Source organism: Dyella ginsengisoli, assembly GCF_044904665.1.
In the GTDB taxonomy this organism is placed as follows: Bacteria; Pseudomonadota; Gammaproteobacteria; order Xanthomonadales; family Rhodanobacteraceae; genus Dyella_A; species Dyella_A ginsengisoli.
The window spans coordinates 677,965-694,898 of sequence record NZ_JADIKM010000001.1; the positions used below are offsets into that span (position 1 = coordinate 677,965).

General features: G+C 69.2%; 13 protein-coding genes. 11 read left to right on the top strand and 2 right to left on the bottom strand.

Annotated features, from left to right (window positions below):
- The first annotated feature begins 43 nt into the window (after positions 1 to 43).
- From pilQ to ISP17_RS03130, 7 genes are all read left to right on the top strand, one after another.
- Positions 44 to 2,215 (top strand): type IV pilus secretin PilQ, encoded by a 2,172-nt coding sequence (pilQ, locus tag ISP17_RS03100; RefSeq protein ID WP_404631407.1) that lies wholly within the window; start codon positions 44 to 46, stop codon positions 2,213 to 2,215.
- Positions 2,216 to 2,375: 160 nt separating this feature from the next.
- The gene (locus ISP17_RS03105) at positions 2,376 to 3,374 is read left to right on the top strand and encodes an AAA family ATPase (protein ID WP_404630048.1); all 999 of its coding nucleotides are present in this window, start codon (positions 2,376 to 2,378) and stop codon (positions 3,372 to 3,374) included.
- Positions 3,371 to 4,300 (top strand): DUF58 domain-containing protein, encoded by a 930-nt coding sequence (locus ISP17_RS03110; protein WP_404630049.1) that lies wholly within the window; start codon positions 3,371 to 3,373, stop codon positions 4,298 to 4,300. Before ISP17_RS03105 ends, ISP17_RS03110 begins: the two co-directional genes overlap by 4 nt.
- Positions 4,301 to 4,305: 5 nt before the next feature.
- Positions 4,306 to 4,848, top strand: a complete 543-nt coding sequence (locus tag ISP17_RS03115) for a DUF4381 family protein (RefSeq protein WP_404630050.1) — start codon at positions 4,306 to 4,308, stop codon at positions 4,846 to 4,848.
- The gene (locus ISP17_RS03120) at positions 4,841 to 5,827 is read left to right on the top strand and encodes a VWA domain-containing protein (RefSeq protein ID WP_404631409.1); all 987 of its coding nucleotides are present in this window, start codon (positions 4,841 to 4,843) and stop codon (positions 5,825 to 5,827) included. The genes ISP17_RS03115 and ISP17_RS03120 overlap by 8 nt, the downstream gene beginning before the upstream one ends.
- Positions 5,824 to 7,725, top strand: a complete 1,902-nt coding sequence (locus ISP17_RS03125) for a VWA domain-containing protein (protein WP_404630051.1) — start codon at positions 5,824 to 5,826, stop codon at positions 7,723 to 7,725. Before ISP17_RS03120 ends, ISP17_RS03125 begins: the two co-directional genes overlap by 4 nt.
- Positions 7,722 to 9,437, top strand: a complete 1,716-nt coding sequence (locus tag ISP17_RS03130; RefSeq protein ID WP_404630052.1) for a BatD family protein — start codon at positions 7,722 to 7,724, stop codon at positions 9,435 to 9,437. The genes ISP17_RS03125 and ISP17_RS03130 overlap by 4 nt, the downstream gene beginning before the upstream one ends.
- Here the strand turns inward: ISP17_RS03130 and ISP17_RS03135 are convergent.
- Complete coding sequence (locus tag ISP17_RS03135) at positions 9,424 to 9,945, bottom strand: O-acetyl-ADP-ribose deacetylase (protein ID WP_404630053.1); 522 nt, start codon at positions 9,943 to 9,945, stop codon at positions 9,424 to 9,426. The genes ISP17_RS03130 and ISP17_RS03135 overlap by 14 nt on opposite strands.
- Positions 9,946 to 10,008: 63 nt before the next feature.
- Here ISP17_RS03135 and ISP17_RS03140 point away from each other — a divergent pair, with 63 nt between their 5' ends.
- The 4 genes from ISP17_RS03140 to ISP17_RS03155 all read left to right on the top strand — a co-directional run bounded on the left by ISP17_RS03140 (position 10,009) and on the right by ISP17_RS03155 (position 15,359).
- Complete coding sequence (locus tag ISP17_RS03140) at positions 10,009 to 10,494, top strand: MarR family winged helix-turn-helix transcriptional regulator (protein ID WP_404630054.1); 486 nt, start codon at positions 10,009 to 10,011, stop codon at positions 10,492 to 10,494.
- A gap of 131 nt (positions 10,495 to 10,625) precedes the next feature.
- Complete coding sequence (locus ISP17_RS03145) at positions 10,626 to 11,750, top strand: efflux RND transporter periplasmic adaptor subunit (RefSeq protein ID WP_404630055.1); 1,125 nt, start codon at positions 10,626 to 10,628, stop codon at positions 11,748 to 11,750.
- A gap of 33 nt (positions 11,751 to 11,783) precedes the next feature.
- Entirely contained in the window at positions 11,784 to 14,882 is a 3,099-nt protein-coding gene (locus ISP17_RS03150) for an efflux RND transporter permease subunit (RefSeq protein WP_404630056.1), read from the top strand.
- 66 nt (positions 14,883 to 14,948) lie between these two features.
- Positions 14,949 to 15,359, top strand: coding sequence for a hypothetical protein (locus ISP17_RS03155; RefSeq protein ID WP_404630057.1), 411 nt, complete (start codon positions 14,949 to 14,951; stop codon positions 15,357 to 15,359).
- A gap of 104 nt (positions 15,360 to 15,463) precedes the next feature.
- On the opposite strand, the gene ISP17_RS03160 is transcribed toward ISP17_RS03155, so the two are convergent.
- Positions 15,464 to 16,906, bottom strand: a complete 1,443-nt coding sequence (locus ISP17_RS03160) for a M20/M25/M40 family metallo-hydrolase (RefSeq protein ID WP_404630058.1) — start codon at positions 16,904 to 16,906, stop codon at positions 15,464 to 15,466.
- Between the last annotated feature and the right edge of the window lie 28 nt (positions 16,907 to 16,934).

Consider the following 16,934-nt stretch of genomic DNA (forward strand, 5'->3'; position numbering starts at 1 on the left):
TGATGCAATGAGCAACCAAACCAAACCTGTTCAGGGCCGAATCATGCGCCATGCAAGCCGTTACCTGGCGATGACCTTGCTGGCGGCGAGCGCCTTCTGGGCGCAGTCCGCCGCAGCCGCCACCGCGACCCTGAAAGACATCAGCTACGACGTGCTGCCCGGTGGCCGCGTCGAGTTGCACATGAATTTCGCCGAGGGCCAGGTGCCCCAGCCGAACATCTTCACGACGGGAACGCCGCCGCGCATCGCGGTGGACTTTGCGGATACCACCAATGCGGCCCCCCGCCATCTGGATATCGGCAAGGGGTCGACGTCCGGGGTGTCGGCCGTATCCGCTGGCGGACGTACGCGCGTTGTGGTCGAGCTGATGCGGGAATCTACTTACACCTCCCGCGTGGACGGCAACAGCCTCGTGCTGACGGTCAACAACGGCAGCGACGCTCAGAACACCACGACGGTTGCCACTACTGATCCGTCCAAGCGCCTGCCTTCCGCGAGCACCGGACCTGCCGTGTCGAATGTCGATTTCCGGCGCGGTCCCAAGGGCGAGGGGCGGGTGTTGATCAATTTCAGCGGTCCGGGCGCGTCTGCCAACATGCGCACGGAAGGCGACAAGGTCATCGTCGATCTGGATCACGTGAATCTTCCGGCCAGCCAGGCGCAGCGACTGGATGTGGCGGACTTCGCCACTCCGGTTCAGTCCATAGTGACGCGTGCCAGCGGCATGGGCGCGCAGATGGAAATCAGCACCGGCGGCAACGTCGAGACTTCCTCATATCAGTCCGGTGATCAGTACGTCGTCGAAATCGCACCGAAGAAAAAGGATGTCGCCACAGACCAACTTGCGAAAGGTCAGGAGCCGGTCTACAGCGGCAGCCGGGTCACCTTCAATTTCCAGGATATTCCGGTGCGGTCGGCCCTGCAGCTGCTGGCTGACATCTCTGGCCTCAACCTTGTGGCCTCGGACTCCGTGGGTGGTAGCGTTACCCTCCGCCTCGTCAACGTGCCGTGGGATCAGGCTCTGGACGTCGTCTTGCGCGCCAAGGGTCTGGACAAGCGCCGCAGCGGCAATGTGGTGTGGATCGCCCCGCAGGCCGAACTCGCCAAATACGAGCAGGATGTGGCCGACGCCCGCTTGAAGGCCGAGGACAACGCCGAGCTGATCACGGATTACGTGCCGATCAGCTATGGCAAGGCGGCAGATATCGCGAAGCTGCTCACCACCGAGAGCAAGCAGAGCTCGGGAGGGGCCGGACAGAGCGCGAATGCCAGCCGTGGGTTCCTCTCTCCCCGCGGCAGCGTTTCCTACGACGATCGCACCAACACCCTGCTGCTGCACGACAGTCCGGACAACATCCGCGAGTTGCGCAAACTCATTGCCGTGCTCGACAAGCCGGTGCAACAGGTACTGATCGAGTCGCGCATCGTGGTGGCCACGGATCAGTTCACCCGCGAACTCGGCGCCAAGTTCGGCGTGCAGGGACGCTCGAACAATACGGAGTTCCAGAACGCGGCAACTGCCACACCCAGCCTGCAGAGCGGCATTGGTGGCGGGAACGTGGTCTCAATCGGTGGCAAGGATCAAGGCAATGGCACGGCAAGCGGCCTAAATCTCAACCTGCCTACCACGACCGCCGCTGGCAGCATCGGGCTCGCTATCCTCGGCGCCAACTACGCCCTCGATCTCGAGCTCTCCGCCGCACAGACCGAGGGGCGCGGTGAGGTCATCTCCAGTCCGCGCGTAATCACCGCCAACCAGCAGGAAGCGGTCATCCGTCAGGGTCAGCAGATCGGTTACGTGACCTATCAGAACAGCGCGTCGGGTGCGGCGGGTAGCGGCACGGCCACGGTGCAGTTCAAGGATGCGGTGCTGGAACTCAAGGTGACGCCGACCATCACGGCGGACAACCGGGTCTACCTCAAGATCAACGTGAAGAAGGACGCCCTGGCGAAGTTCATCGATGCGCCCGGAAGCGGTCAGGTCCCGCAGATCGACACGCGCGAACTCAATACGTCCGTTCTGGTCGACAACGGGCAGACGGTGGTGCTGGGTGGTATCTACGAAATCACCAAGCAGAACTCCGTCACCAAGGTGCCGGGCCTGGGCGACATTCCAGGTCTGGGAGTCCTGTTTCGCAGAACCTCGCGCCAGAGCGACAAGGCGGAGCTGTTGATTTTCGTGACGCCACGGATCCTCAGCGACACGCTGCAGTAAGCCGTCTGGCGGCAAATGGACTGAAGAAGGGCGGCGCATGCCGCCCTTCTTCGTTTGATCTGCCCAGCCTCGTCCATGACGACCGGGCTATACCCACGCCCCCGGCTAAACTTCCATGATCAGGTGTGGTCCTAGGCCTGCTTCGAACATGGAAATCTGCATGACCGACACATCGTCAGCTCCCCCTGCCCATCCCCTGCAGCAGGCCTTCGCGCAGCTGCGCGAGGATCTGCAGCGCACCATCATTGGCCAGCCGCATCTGATCGACTGCCTGCTGATCGCCCTGCTGGCGGATGGCCATCTGCTGGTGGAGGGTGCGCCGGGATTGGCCAAGACCACCGCGGTGAAGGCACTGGCAGCGTGCATCGATGCGGACTTCCACCGCGTGCAGTTCACCCCGGATCTGCTGCCGGCCGACCTCACGGGCACCGACGTGTTCCGTCCGCAGTCCGGCAGCTTCGAATTCGAGCGCGGCCCGCTGTTCCACAACATCGTGCTGGCCGACGAGATCAACCGAGCGCCGGCGAAGGTGCAATCGGCGCTGCTCGAGGCGATGGCCGAGCGGCAGATCACCGTGGGCCGCAGCACCTGGCGGCTGCCCGAGCTGTTCCTGGTGATGGCCACGCAGAATCCGATCGAGCAGGAAGGCACCTTCGCCTTGCCGGAGGCCCAGCTCGACCGCTTCGTGATGCACGTGACCATCGGTTATCCGGATGCCGCCTCGGAGCTGGCCATCCTCAAGCTCGCGCGCACCCAGGCCAGCCGTCACGCCCAGGCGCACGCCGCGCCACGCGCGCTGCTCACCCCCGCCGATGTGATGCAGGCGCGCGAGGCCGTGCTCCAGGTGCACATGGCACCGGCGCTGGAGGAGTACCTCACGCAGCTGGTGTTGGCCACGCGCGACGCCGGTCGCTACGGTCCCGAGCTCAAGCGCTGGATCGCCTGGGGCGGCAGTCCGCGCGCCACCATTGCGCTGGACCGTTGCGCGCGCGCGCATGCCTGGCTGAATGGACGCGACTACGCGTTGCCGGAGGACGTTCACGCGGTGGCGCACGAAGTGCTTCGCCATCGCGTGCTGCTGAGCTACGAGGCCGAGGCCGAGGGCGTGCGCCCGGACCAGGTCATCGATCGCCTGCTGGACCTCGTGCCGCTGCCGTGAACGCGCCGTTGCGATCTTCCGACGGCGATGGCGCCGCGCATGTTTCACTGGCCGAACTGCTCGCGCTGCGCGCACGCGTCGGCAAGGCGTCGCTGCCCCAGCAGGCCAGTCGCGCCAGCCGCTCGGGCCAGCAGTCCAGCCGTCTTTACGGCCGCGGCATGGATTACGCCGAGTCGCGCGTCTATCAGGGCGGCGACGACGTGCGCCGGCTCGATTGGCGGCTGACGGCGCGCAGCGGCAAGCTGCACACCAAGCTGTTTCAGGAGGAGCGTGAAGGACGCCTGCTGATCGTGGTCGATGGGCACGCCTCAATGCGCTTCGGCACGCGCGTGCGCTTCAAGTCCGTGCAGGCCGCGCGTGCCGCGGCGTGGGCAGCCTGGTACGCGATCAAGGCCGGCGAACGCGTCGGCCTGATGGGGTTCGGTGCGCACGACGAACTGCTCGCCCCGCGTGCCGGCCCCCGCGGCGCACTGGCGGCATGCGGCGCATTGGCCGACTGGGATGCGAACGATGCCGCGTCGGGGGCCGAGCCGCTTTCGCAGGTGTTGCAGAACGTGGGGCGCGTGTTGCGCGGCGCCAGCCGCGTACTGCTGATCACCGACGGCGCCTGCAGCGACGAAGCGTCGCGGCGACACCTGGTGGAGCTGGCGCGCCAGGCCCGCCTCGGCGTGCTCGCCGTGGTCGATCCGCTGGAGACCGCGCTGACGCCGACCGGTCGATACCCACTGGAGCACGACGGCGAGCGGATCGAATGGATCGTCGGCAGCGAGCGCCAGCAGCAGGCACTGCCGCAGCTGCTTGGCGCCGGCCACGCCCGCCTGCTTGCCCTGACGAAAGCCACCGGTGTCGCTTGCCGCACGGTGGACACCACGGAGGATCCGTTCGACGCCGTGGCGGCGCTGCTCGGTCTGCGAGGGCGCGCGTGATGTGGATGCCCAACGGATCGGTACCGGCGGTCGCGCCCACGGGGCCGACCTTGCGCGACATCCACCTGCCGCCGGCGCCGGGCTGGTGGCCGCCGGCGCCCGGTTGGTGGGTGCTGGCCGCCATGCTGGTACTGGCGCTGTGGGCGATTGCGCGCCGCTGGCGCCAGGCGCGCGCGCGGGCGCGCCGTCGCGATGCGTTGCTGGCGATGCTGGAATCCGTGCTGGTGCGTCACGCGCAGTCGCCGCAGGCGCTCGCCACCGGTCTGCACGAACTGCTGCGGCGCGCCGCGCGCCGGCTGGAATCGGCGGCGATCACCCAGCGTGGCGAGCCGTGGCGCGCCACGCTCGCACGCGTCGCCGTCTCCGGCGAGAACATCGATCAATTGATGCAGCTCGACGCGGCGATGTATCGGCCGCAGTCGGCGATCGATGTCGACGCGATCACGGCCGCCATGCGCGCATGGCTGACGGCGCTGCCCGAGGCATCGGGCGAGACGAAGGCACTGCGCTCGCGCCGCCGGTGGAGGCGTTCCCGTGACGCTGCCTGAGCTGGCCTGGCCGTGGCTGATCGTGGCGCTGCCGCTGCCGTGGCTGGCGCGTCGCTGGCTGCGTCCGGCGACGCCCGGACGCGCTCTGCACCTGCCGCATCCGGGACTGCCCTCGATGGCGGCGGTGTCGGTGCGTGCGGCCGGTCCGCGCGCGGGCCTGTTTGTCCTGGCGTGGCTGTGCCTGGTCGCCGCTGCGGCGCGCCCGCAGTGGGTGGGGCCGCCGCAGGCGCAGCAGCGCAGCGGACGGTCGATGATGCTGGCGGTGGATCTCTCAGGAAGCATGCGCACCGACGACATGCGCCTGGCCGGACACCCGGTGAGCCGCTTCGGCGCGGTGGAGGCGATTGCCAGCGACTTCATCGCGCGACGCAGCGGCGACGAGCTGGGACTGGTGCTGTTCGGCAGCCGCGCATTCCTGGTGACCCCGCTGACCTACGACCTGTCGGCCGTCACCGCACAGTTGCAGGGCGCGGCGGTGGGGTTGGCGGGTACCGAGACCGCCATCGGCGATGCCGTAGCCGTCTCGGTGAAGCGGCTGGCCGCATTGCCGCAGGAGGCGCGCGTGCTGGTGCTGCTCACCGACGGCGTCAACAACGCCGGCAGCATCGCGCCACTGGAGGCAGCCAAGGCGGCCAAGGCGGCCGGCGTGCGCATCTACACCATCGGCATCGGCGCGGACCGCATGAGCGTGCCGGACTTCTTCGGCAGCCGCACCATCAATCCCTCGGCCGACCTCGATGTCGGCATGCTCACGGCGATGGCCGAGCAGACCGGTGGCCGGTTCTTCCGCGCCACCGACAGCGCGCAGCTGGCCGATGCGTATCGCACCATCGATGCGCTGGAGCCGATGCCGCAGCGCGCGCCCGCCCTGCGGCCGCGCTACGAACTGTTCCGCTGGCCGCTGGGGGCGGCAGTGTTGCTGTTCGCGCTGGCCGCGTTGTCGCGTGTCGGACGCGTGCGCCGGGAGCAGCCGGCATGATGGCGGCGCTGCATGCCTTCCACTTCCTGCGGCCGCTGTGGCTGCTGGGCCTGCTCGTGCTGCCGCTGCTGGTGTGGCGCGGTACCCGCGCCGATGCGGGCGTGCGCGAGCTGTCGCGGCTGGTCGATGCCGCACTACTGCCGCACCTGCTGACCGGCCGGCCGGCCAGTCGCCGCGCCTCCACTGCGCTGCTGGCGCTGGGCTGGACGCTCGCCACGCTCGCCTTCGCCGGCCCCACCTGGAGCCGGCAGCCGCAGCCGCTGTATGCCGAACGCGCCGCACAGGTGGTGGCGATGTCGCTTTCGCCGCGCATGCTCGCGAAGGACATCGCGCCGAGCCGGCTCGATCGCGCCAAGTACAAGGCGCGCGACCTGTTTGCCAGCAATCGTGCCGGCCAGAACGCGCTGATCGCCTACGCCGGTGAAGCCTTCGTGGTGGCGCCGCTTACCTCCGATGCGGGAAGCCTGGATGAACTGCTCGACGCGCTGGCGCCGGACACCATGCCCACCGAGGGCGACAACGCCGCGCAGGCGATCGAGCAGGGCGTGAAGCTGGTGGCCCAGGCCAAGGCCGGCGGCGGCTCGCTGGTGCTCATCACCGACCGCGCCGATGCCGCTGCGCAGGCCGCGGCACGCCGCGCGCTGGCGCAGGGCGTGCGGGTGTCGGTGCTGGGTGTCGGCACCGCCGGCGGCGGCCCGGTTCCGCTGGCCGAGGGCGGCTTCCTGCGCGACGCCCAGGGCAACCTGGAGCTGGCGCGGCGTGACGATGCTGCCCTGGCCGCGCTCGCGGCCGCCGGTGGCGGGCGCTACGTGCCGGCCAGCGACGATCACAGCGACATCGATGCCCTGCACGCACAGCTGCGTGGCGGCGACGCAACCGCCAGCGATGACGCGAGCAGCGAGCAGTGGCTCGACCGCGGTCCGTGGCTGTTGCTGCCGCTGCTGGCGGTGGTGGCGCTGGGCTTTCGTCGCGGCTGGCTGCTGGTGCTGCCGCTCGTGCTCGTGCCGCTGCTGCTGCCCGGCACCGCGCATGCGGACGGCTGGCGTGACCTGTGGCTGCGACCCGATCAGCAGGCGGCGCGCGCGCTGCAGCACGGTGACGTCGCCACGGCGCGCAAGCTGGCGCGCGATCCCGCGCTGCGCGGCGCCGCGGCCTACCGCGGCGGCGATTACGCCACGGCGGCGCAGGCGCTGGCCCCGCTGCCCGGCACCGACGCGCAGTACAACCTCGGCAATGCGCTGGCCAAGGAGCAGCGTTACAAGGAAGCGATCGCCGCCTACGATCGCGCGCTCGCCCGCGACCCGGCGAACGCCGATGCCAAGGCCAACAAGCAGGCCGTCGAAGACTGGCTGCGCCGCCAGCAGGAAAAGCAGCAAGACGACGCAAACAACGACAGCAAGGATCACCAGGGCAAGGACGGCCAGCAAAACGGCCAGGACGGCCAGTCGTCGTCCAAGGACAAGCCCTCCGACCAAGGCAAGCCCAAGCCCGGCGACAGCGGCCAGGGGCAGTCCGGCAAGCCCGCCGACCAACCGGACAAGAACGCGCAAGACCAGGCGCAAAAGCCGGGCAATGACGCTTCGCAGGACGCCGGCAAACCGCAGACGGCCGAACAGCGCGCTGCCGAGCAGGCGCGTGCCGAGGCGGCACGCAAGGCGCTGCAGCAGCAGATGGATCAGGCGCTGGCCAAGCAGGGCAAGCCGTCCAAGGCGGATCCCGACCAGCCGCACCAGCTCGGCCTGCCCGATGACAGCGACCCGTCCTCGCGCCTGCCGGCCGAAGTGCGCCAGGCGCTGCAGCGCGTACCGGACGATCCGGGCGCGCTGCTGCGGCGCAAGTTCGAACTCGAATACCGGCAGCGCCACGGCGGCGCGCCGGCGGAGGATGAGCAGCCGTGACCCGTCCGCTTCGCTTTCTCGCCCTCGCGCTGTGCTGCTGGCTGCTGCCGTGGCTGGCGCACGCACAAGTGCAGGCCTCGCTCGATCGCAGCACGGCGCAGCTCGGCGACACGGTCACGCTCAACCTGCGTTCGCAGACGGCGCCCCTTGCCGCGCCGGATCTCTCCCCGCTGAGCGCCGATTTCGAGGTGCTGGGCAAGTCCAGCGGCAGCACCACCAGCTTCGTCAATGGCCAGCGCACGGTGGAGTATTCGTACGGCGTGGCGTTGCGCCCGCTGCACCAGGGCACGCTGCGCATTCCGCCGCTGACGGTGGGCAACGAAACCACCCAGCCGCTCACGCTGGAGGTCACCGCGCCGAGCGCGACCGGCCAGGCCGCGACCGGGCCGGTGTTCGTCGAGGCGGCGATCGATCCCAGCCACGCCTACGTCGGCCAGCAGCTGTCGCTGAGCGTCAAGCTCTACTACACCGCCAACCTCGCCAACGCATCGCTGGGCGATCCGCGCATCGACGGCGTCGACGTGAGCCGCATCGGCGGCGACACCGATTACCAGGCCGAGCGCAACGGTCGCATCTACAACGTGATCGAGCGCCGCTACGTGCTGGTGCCGCAGCGCGCTGGCGAGTTGACGATTCCGCCGATTCCGTTCCAGGGCGACCTGCTCGATCCCAACGATCCGGACAGCTTCCTCGGCATGGGCGCGCCGGTCTCCGCGCAGAGCCGCCCGCTTTCCGTGATGATCAATGCGGCGCCGTCCGACTGGGGCAGCGCCGCGTGGCTGCCGGCACGCAAGCTCAGCCTCACGCTTGATGGCCTGCCCGACGCGGCCACGCCGCTGCGCGTGGGGCAGCCGTTCAACCTCACGCTCAGCATGGAGGCCACCGGCCTGCCGTTCGAGGCGCTGCCGTCGCTCAGCCTGCCGGCGCTCGACGGCGCCACCGCGTATCCGGACAAGCCGGTTACCGGCAACCGTGCGGATGGTCCGTGGGTGGTCGGGCGTCGCCAGCAGGCATTTGCCATCGTGCCGGGCAAGGCGGGCACGCTGACCGTGCCGGCGATCACCGTGAAGTGGTGGAACGTGCTCACCGGTCGCGCCGAGACCGCGACGGTTCCCGAGCATCAGTTCACCGTGTTGTCGGCGTCCGGCGCACCGGCGCCAGTGGTGACGCCGCCGGCAACTGCCGGGTCGAGTGCGCCCGCGGCGACGTCGTCGCCGGCCGTGGTTGCCGAAGGCAACAGCGCGCCGGCGCGCAGCCTGCCATGGTCCTGGATCGCGCTGGGCAGTCTCGGCCTGTGGCTGGTCACGGTGCTGCTCGGCGTCGTGTGGTGGCGTCGCCGGGCGTCCCGGCCCGCGCCGATCGCGACGGCGGGAAGCACAGCGACGCTCTCCGCCCGCGAGGCGAAGCAGGCCTTCCTGCGGGCGGTGCGCGAGGCGGACGTGACGGAGCAGGCGCATCGCCTGTTGGCGTGGGCGCGGACCGAGCGCCCCGCACTGCGTCACCTCGATGCGGTGTCGGCGGCGCTGGCTTCATCCGAACAGCACGCGGCCATCGATGCACTGCAGCGCGCACGCTACGCCACGTCGGCGCACGCGCCGGATCGTCAAGCGCTCGCGGCGGCCTTTGCGTCGGGCTTCGCCTGGCGCAGCGAAGCTTCGCCGCCGGCCGGTCAGGAACCGCTGCCGCCGCTGTATCCGTTCACGCTGCGCTGAGCGCGTTGTCCAGGATCGCCGCCATGGCGGCGTCGTGCGCACACAGCGTCACCTGCATCGACGGCCACTGCGCCAGCGCCTCCCGCACGCTGCGCACGGCCACGGCGGCAGCCGCCTCGGGCGGATAGCCGTAGACACCACAACTGATCGCCGGGAACGCCACGCGATGCAGCGCGTGGCGCGCCGCCACGGCCAGCGCGTTGCGGTAGCAGCAGGCGAGCAATGTGGCCTCGTCACGATCGCCGCCGCGCCACACCGGTCCCACCGTGTGGATGACGTAGCGCGCGGGCAGCGCGAAGCCCGGCGTGATCACGGCTTCGCCGGTGCGGCAGCGCACGCCGGGCGAGTGCTCGGGCAGTGCGCGGCAGGCGGCCAGCAGCGCCGGCCCGGCGGCGCGATGGATCGCGCCATCCACGCCGCCACCGCCGAGCAGGCTGGGGTTGGCGGCATTGACGATGGCGTCCTGTGCCAGCGTGGTGAGGTCCGCGACGATGTTGCGCAAGGTCATGGTCTGTCCATCGGCAGGCACGTATGCTTGCCAGCGTTGGTTGGTCCTGAGTGCACCGCAAACATGACGAAAACCGAAGATCTCCCGTTCGGCTACCTGCTCAACGACGTGACGCTGCTGTTCCGCAAGCACTTCGATCGTCGTGCAGTGAAGTTCGGGCTGACCCGCGCGCAGTGGCGGGCCACCAAGATGCTCCATTATCGCGAGGGACTGCGCCAGACCGAACTGGCCGAGTACCTGGAGATGGAGCCGATCGCGGTGGGCCGCGTGATCGACCGCCTGCAGGCGGCGGGATTTGTCGAGCGCCGCCCCGATCCGCGCGACCGTCGCGCCTGGCGCCTCTATCCCACCGAACAGGCGCGCGCCGTGATTGGCGACATGGAGGAGATCGGCCGCGGCCTGCGCAAGGATGCCACCCAGGGCATCGACTACGACGAGCTGGCGCAGGCGCTGGCCGTGCTTGAACGGATCAAGGACAACCTGCAGGCGCTCGACCAGTCGGTTACCGATCCGGAAGACCCTGCCGAAAGTCACGGTGATGGCGGGTAAACGTTCGCGGCGCTGAGGCGTTGGATCGAAGCTGTGCCGCGCGTGTCGCGGCGCGTGCGATGACGCGCCGTGAATCCGCTCGCGGCTGCGTGCCGTAAGGTTCGCGACTCGACCCCCGAGAACTCCCCCGCATGTCCCGCAAGAAAGTCGTTCTGCTGTTCGTCGTGCTCGCCGTCGTGGCGCTGGCCGCCTACCTGCTCAGCCACCGCGGCAAGCAGGCGTCGTCGGCATCCCGCGGTGCGGCCGCTGCGGGGGCTTCGGTGCCGGTGCAGGTAAGTGCCGCCACGCGTGGCGACCTCGATCTCGTGCTCACCCTGGTCGGCCGCGTGGAGGCGTGGTCCACGGTGACGCTGCGCGCGCGCGTGTCCGGCCAGTTGCAGTCGCTGGGCTTCACCCCCGGCGCGCACGTGCACAAGGGCGATGTGCTGGCGCAGATCGATCCGCGGTTGCTCAAGGCGCAGCTCGACCAGGCGCGCGGCGTGGTGGCGCGTGATCGCGCCCAGTTGCAGAAGGCACGGGCCGACCAGCAGCGCTACACCGACCTGCTCGCCAAGGGCTTCGTCTCCCAGGCCGACTTCGATACTTACAAAGCCAACCTCGCCGTAGCCCGCGCCGCGCTGCAAAGCGATCTTGCGACGCAGGAGCTGGCGCAGACCCAGCTCGACTACGCACGCATCGTGGCGCCGTTCGACGGCGTGGTCGGCGCGCCGCTGGTGTGGCCGGGCGCGCAGGTTACCTCCGATGCCACCGACCTGTTCGTGCTCAACCAGGACGATCCGGTACGCGTCACCTTCGCCATCCCGCAGGATTCGCTGCCGGCTGTGCGCACGTCTCTGGCGCGCGGCGCCGTGACCGTGCAGGCGACCGTCGCGGGCGATCACGGCAGGCCGCTGCGCGGCACGCTGGAGTTCATTGACAACGCGGTGGATGCATCCACCAGCACGATCACTCTCAAGGCGCACTTCGACAATGCCGCGCGCCGCCTCACGCCCGGCCAGTACGTACAGGTGAGCCTGCCCACCACCCATCTGGCCGGCGTGGTCACGGTGCCGGTGCCGGCGTTGCAGAGCTCGTCCAAGGGCAGCTTCGTGTTCGTGCTCGGCGCCGATGGCACTGTGCAGCAGCGCTACGTGGAGACCGGCCCTGCCCAGGGCGACCGCCAGGTGATCGACAAGGGCGTGGCGCCCGGCGAGCAGGTGGTGATCGAGGGGCAGATGCTGTTGGCGAACGGAGCCAGAGCCCATGTCGCCAAGTGATGACGCGCGAGAAGACGGCGACGAGGTGACGGCATGAACATCCCCGCGCTGTGCATCCGCCGTCCGGTGATGACCACGCTGCTGATGGCGGCGCTGCTTGTATTCGGTGTCGTGGCGTATCCGCGGTTGCCGGTGAACGAGCTGCCGAACGTCGACTTTCCCACCATCAGCATCAACGCCAGCCTGCCCGGCGCGTCGCCGGAAACCATGGCCTCGGCGGTCGCCACGCCGCTGGAAGCGCAGCTGTCGACCATCGCCGGCATCGCCTCGATGAGCTCGACCAGCGCGCTGGGCTCCACCTCGATCACCCTCACCTTCGACCTCAACCGCAACATCGATGGCGCCGCGCAGGACGTGCAGTCGGCGATCTCCGCCGCGCAGCGCCAGCTGCCGCGCGAGATGCCCACGCCGCCCACGTTCCGCAAGGTGAACCCGGCTGATGCGCCGATCCTGTTCCTCACCATGCGCTCGGACACGCTGCCGCTGTCGCAGGTGGACGAGTACGCCGAGACCGAACTGGCGCAGCGCCTGTCGATGGTCGACGGGGTGGCGCAGGTGAACGTCTACGGTGCGCAGAAGTACGCCGTGCGCATCAGCGTCGATCCGGACAAGCTCGCCGCCGCCGGCATCGGCATCGATCAGGTGCAGAGCGCCATCGCCGACGCCAACGTCAACCAGGCTACCGGCTCGCTGTACGGCCAGCGCCAGCAATTGCCGATCCGCAGCGACGGCCAGCTGATGCGCGCGGCGGCCTACAACGGTGTGGTGGTGGCGTGGCGCAACGGTGCTCCGGTGCACGTCGGTGACCTGGGCGCAGCGCGCGACAGCGTGCAGAACGACCAGGCCGCCAGCTGGTACAACGGCGAGCGCGCGTTGATCCTGGCGATCTCGCGCCAGGCCGGTGCCAACACGGTGGATACGGTCAAGCGCATCCGCGCGCTGCTGCCGGGTTTTGTCGCCACGCTGCCGCCGTCGGTGAAGCTGGCCACGCTGTACGACCGCTCGCAATCGATCCGCGAGTCGGTGGACGATGTGCAGCTGACCCTGCTGCTGGCCGGCGTGCTGGTGGTGCTGGTGATCTACCTGTTTCTCGGCAACCTCTCGGCCACGCTGATCCCCGCGGTTGCGTTGCCGATCTCGGTGATCGGCACCTTCGGCGCAATGTCCGCGCTGGGCTACAGCCTGGACAACCTGTCGCTGCTGGCGCTCACGCTGGCGGTCGGCTTCGTGGTGGACGACGCGATCGTGATGCTGGAGAACATCGTTCGCCACATCGAGGCGGGCGAGCGCCCTTACGATGCGGCGGTGAGGGGTGCCGGCGAGATCGGCTTCACCATCTTCTCGATGACGCTGTCGCTGATCGCGGTGTTCATCCCCGTGATGTTCATGGGCGGCATCGTGGGGAGGCTGTTCCACGAGTTCGCGGTGACCATCAGCGTGGCGATCGGGATCTCCGGCATCGTGGCGATCACGCTCACGCCGATGCTGTGCAGCCGCTTCGTCCGAGCGCACGACCACGACAAGAAGAACTGGCTGATCGCCGGCTTCGATCGCGGCTTCAGCGCCGTGCAGCGCGGCTACACGACGAGCCTGAGCTGGTGCATGGCCCGCCCGCGACTGGTGCTGGCGGGATTCAGTGCCAGCCTGCTGGCCACCGCATTGCTGTTCTTGGTGGTGCCGAAAGATTTCATCCCGGCCGGCGACAACGGCCTGCTGCGCGTGACCACCGAAGGCCCGCAGGACGTCTCCTTCGACGCCATGGTGGCGCGCCAGCAGCAGCTGGCGGACATCGTGGCGAAGGACCCCAACCTGGCCGGCTACATGTCCAGCGTGGGTGCCGGCGGGCCGCGCAGCACGGTAAACAACGGCACCCTGCTGCTCAAGCTCAAGCCGGCGAACGAGCGCGCGCTCACGCCCGATCAGATCATCCAGGAGCTGCGCAGGAAGTTCGCCGCGGTGCCGGGCGTCCGCACCTACATCGCCAATCCGCCGGCGATCCAGGTGGGCGGCCGGCAGAGCAAGGCGCAGTACCAGTACACCCTGCAGTCGGTGGATCTGAAGGCGCTGTACGCCTGGAGCGACAGGGTGGTGAACGCGTTCCGCGCCCTGCCGGGCTTCCAGGACGTCACCACCGACCTCGACCTCAACAGCCCGTCGATCGCCGTCGACGTGAACCGCGACAAGCTCGCGCCGCTTGGGCTCACCATGGCGCAGGTGCAGAGCGCGCTCGGTGCAGCGTTCGGTGCCAACCAGATCTCCACCATCTACGGTGCGGCCACGCAGTACTGGGTGATCCTGCAGGTGGAGCGCAGCCTGCAGAGCGATCCGGACGTGCTCTCGCGCATCTACGTCACCGCCAGCAGCGGCGCGCTGGTGCCGCTCAATGCCGTGGCCACGTTCAAGCGCCAGCCCGAGGTGCTCACCGTCAACCACCAGGGGCAGCTGCCGGCGGTAACGGTGTCGTTCAACCTGGCGCCGGGCGTGTCACTCAGTGAGGCGGTGTCGGGCATCGAGCGCGCCATGGCGGATATCCGTCTGCCGGCGACGATCACCGGCAGCGTGCAGGGCACCGCGCAGGCGTTCCAGGATTCCGTGCAGGGCATGGGCCTGCTGTTGCTACTCGCGGTGTTCGTGATCTACCTGGTACTGGGCATTCTGTACGAGAGCTTCATCCACCCGCTGACCATCCTCTCCGGCCTGCCTGCCGCGGCGGTGGGCGCGTTGCTCACGCTGGTGGTGTTCCAGGCCTCGCTGGACCTGTTCGCCTTCGTCGGCATCGTGATGCTGATCGGCATCGTCAAGAAGAACGCGATCATGCTGATCGACTTCGCGCTGGAGCGGCAGCGCGAGGAGGGCATGGCGCCGGCGCAGGCGATCTTCGAGGCCTGCCGCGTGCGCTTCCGTCCGATCATGATGACCACCATGGCGGCCTTCGCCGGCACGCTGCCCATCGCGCTGGGCATCGGCGCGGGTGCCGAGGTGCGCCGGCCGCTGGGCCTGGCGGTGGTCGGTGGCCTGCTGGTGTCGCAGGTGCTCACGCTGTACCTGACTCCGGTGATCTACCTGTATCTGGATCGCCTGCAGCATCGCGGCAAGTCGCCGGCGCTGCAGGCGCAGACCAGCGAGGTGTGAGCGGAGGCATCGCGTTCACGCCTGCGCCGGCTAAGCTGCCGCTTTCCGGCAAGGGAGACGGCGGCGATGCGCAATAACCACGCGAAACGAATCGGCACCATCGCGATCGGCACCAGCGCGCTGCTGGCGCTGGCACTCGGTGCCTGCACCAGCCGGGCCGCGACGCCCGGCACGCTCGATGACGCGGCGCTGCTGGCGTATGCGAAGCAGCCTTGGGACAAGGCCACCTTGATGCACACCACGGTGGAGCTCGGCCGCCATCACGGTCAGCGCGTGGTGGCCGAGTACCCGTGCGGCGACGTCTGCCCGCAATACACCGCGCGGGTCATCCACTACGAGCTGGCCGACGGCGCGAGCTGCGACAGCGTGGGCGGCGTCGAGCAGGAGGTGCTGATGCCGGTGGCGATCACCGTGCGCCCGAAGACCTTCTGCTTTCCGAAGGTGCTGGTGGACGCCAAGTTGCACTACACCCGCTAGCGAAGTCCCATCTGTAGGAGACCGCTAGCGGGCAATGCTCCTGGCTCTGGATGTGGAATCAGAGCAAAAGCATCGCCCGCGAGCGGGCTCCTACAGGGTGGTGGTTACTCGCCCTGCTCGCCGGGGAAGGCGCCCGGGGCCGAGCCGAAGTCGCCCTTCGCCTGTGCCGCCATGTACGCATACGCCGCGTAGACCGCCACGTTCTGCGCCAGATCCTGCGGGTCGATCTTGTCCAGCGTGTCCTCCGACGTGTGGTGCCAGTCGAAGTAGTAGGTGCCGTCCTGGGTGAGCGACAGCGCGGCCATGCCCTTGGCGTGCATCTGCGACAGATCCGAGCCGCCACCGCCGGGCTTTTCGGCGTCGTAGGCCACGCCGATCGGCGCCAGCACCTTGGCGATCTGCCCGATCGCGCCGCGCGCCTCGGGCTTCACGCTGGCGCTCATGCGCCAGATGCGGCCGGCGCCGAAGTCCGACTCGGTGCCGAGCTGGTGGTTGGCCACGTCGGCCCCGTGCCTGTCGGCATACGCGCGACCGCCCCACAGGCCCATCTCCTCGTTGGCGAAGGCGATCACGCGGATGGTGCGGTCCGGCCGCTGCGGCAGGTCGTGGATCAGCTTGGCCGCGCCCATCGCGATGGCCACGCCGGCGCCGTCGTCGATCGCGCCGGTGCCCGGGTCCCACGAATCCAGGTGCCCGCCGATGTCGACGATCTGCTTCGGATGCTTGCGCCCGGTGATCTCGCCGATCACGTTGGCGCCGGTGTACTGGCCGGTGATGCCGCAGTCCAGGTCCATTTTCACCTGCACCGGCTGGCCGTGCGCCAGCACGCGCTCGAGCTGGTCGGCGTCGGGCCCGGCCAGCGCCGCGGCGGGAATCGTCCTTGCCGGGTCGGTGAAGCCGGTGACGCCGGTGTGTGGCGCGCGGCTGTGCGGATCGGTGCCGGCCGAGCGCAGCAAAAAGCCGGCGGCACCCTTGGACTGCGCGATCACCGGGCCCTGCGTGCGCACGCCTGAGCCGATGCCGTAGTCGTGGCCATCCTTCTTCCGGGTCATGCGCGCGCCGACGTAGACGATGCGGCCCTTGATGGTGGCCGGATCGGCCGCCTTCAGCGCGTCGAGCGTCGGGAAAGCCACCACCTGCGCGGTGAGTCCCCCCTTCGGCGTGGCCGGCGAGTAGCCGAGCGCGGTAAGCACCAGTTTCTGCGGGAACGGCGCGACGATTTCGCCGCTCTCGCTGCGGCGCTCCCACAGCGGGTAGCTCACCGGTTCGGTGTAGACGCGATCGAAGCCCAGCGCCTTCATCTTCGCCACCACCCAGTCGCGGGCGCGCTGGTCGTTCGGACCGCCGGCGAGGCGCGGGCCGACCTCGGTGGTGAGGCCTTCGACGATGCGGTAGGCGGTGTCGTCGTGCATCGCCCTGTCGCGCAGCTGCTCGGCGGTGTGCACGGCGGCGGCGGGAATCACGGTGGGCGCATCTGCCGCGGCGGCGGATGCGGAGCTGGCCAGTACGACACTGGCGGCAAGCAGGGACAGGCGAAGGCGGCGCATGGGGGACTCCGTGGGCAAACCCCGATTA

Bases quoted from the DNA above. Each gene is read 5' to 3' on its own strand.
- ISP17_RS03155 (WP_404630057.1), top strand. From the start codon at position 14,949: ATGCGCAATAACCACGCGAAACGAATCGGCACCATCGCGATCGGCACC.
- ISP17_RS03150 (WP_404630056.1), top strand. From the start codon at position 11,784: ATGAACATCCCCGCGCTGTGCATCCGCCGTCCGGTGATGACCACGCTG.
- pilQ (WP_404631407.1), top strand. From the start codon at position 44: ATGCGCCATGCAAGCCGTTACCTGGCGATGACCTTGCTGGCGGCGAGC.
- ISP17_RS03115 (WP_404630050.1), top strand. From the start codon at position 4,306: ATGCCCAACGGATCGGTACCGGCGGTCGCGCCCACGGGGCCGACCTTG.
- ISP17_RS03135 (WP_404630053.1), bottom strand. From the start codon at position 9,945: ATGACCTTGCGCAACATCGTCGCGGACCTCACCACGCTGGCACAGGAC.
- ISP17_RS03140 (WP_404630054.1), top strand. From the start codon at position 10,009: ATGACGAAAACCGAAGATCTCCCGTTCGGCTACCTGCTCAACGACGTG.
- ISP17_RS03145 (WP_404630055.1), top strand. From the start codon at position 10,626: ATGTCCCGCAAGAAAGTCGTTCTGCTGTTCGTCGTGCTCGCCGTCGTG.
- ISP17_RS03160 (WP_404630058.1), bottom strand. From the start codon at position 16,906: ATGCGCCGCCTTCGCCTGTCCCTGCTTGCCGCCAGTGTCGTACTGGCC.
- ISP17_RS03105 (WP_404630048.1), top strand. From the start codon at position 2,376: ATGACCGACACATCGTCAGCTCCCCCTGCCCATCCCCTGCAGCAGGCC.
- ISP17_RS03125 (WP_404630051.1), top strand. From the start codon at position 5,824: ATGATGGCGGCGCTGCATGCCTTCCACTTCCTGCGGCCGCTGTGGCTG.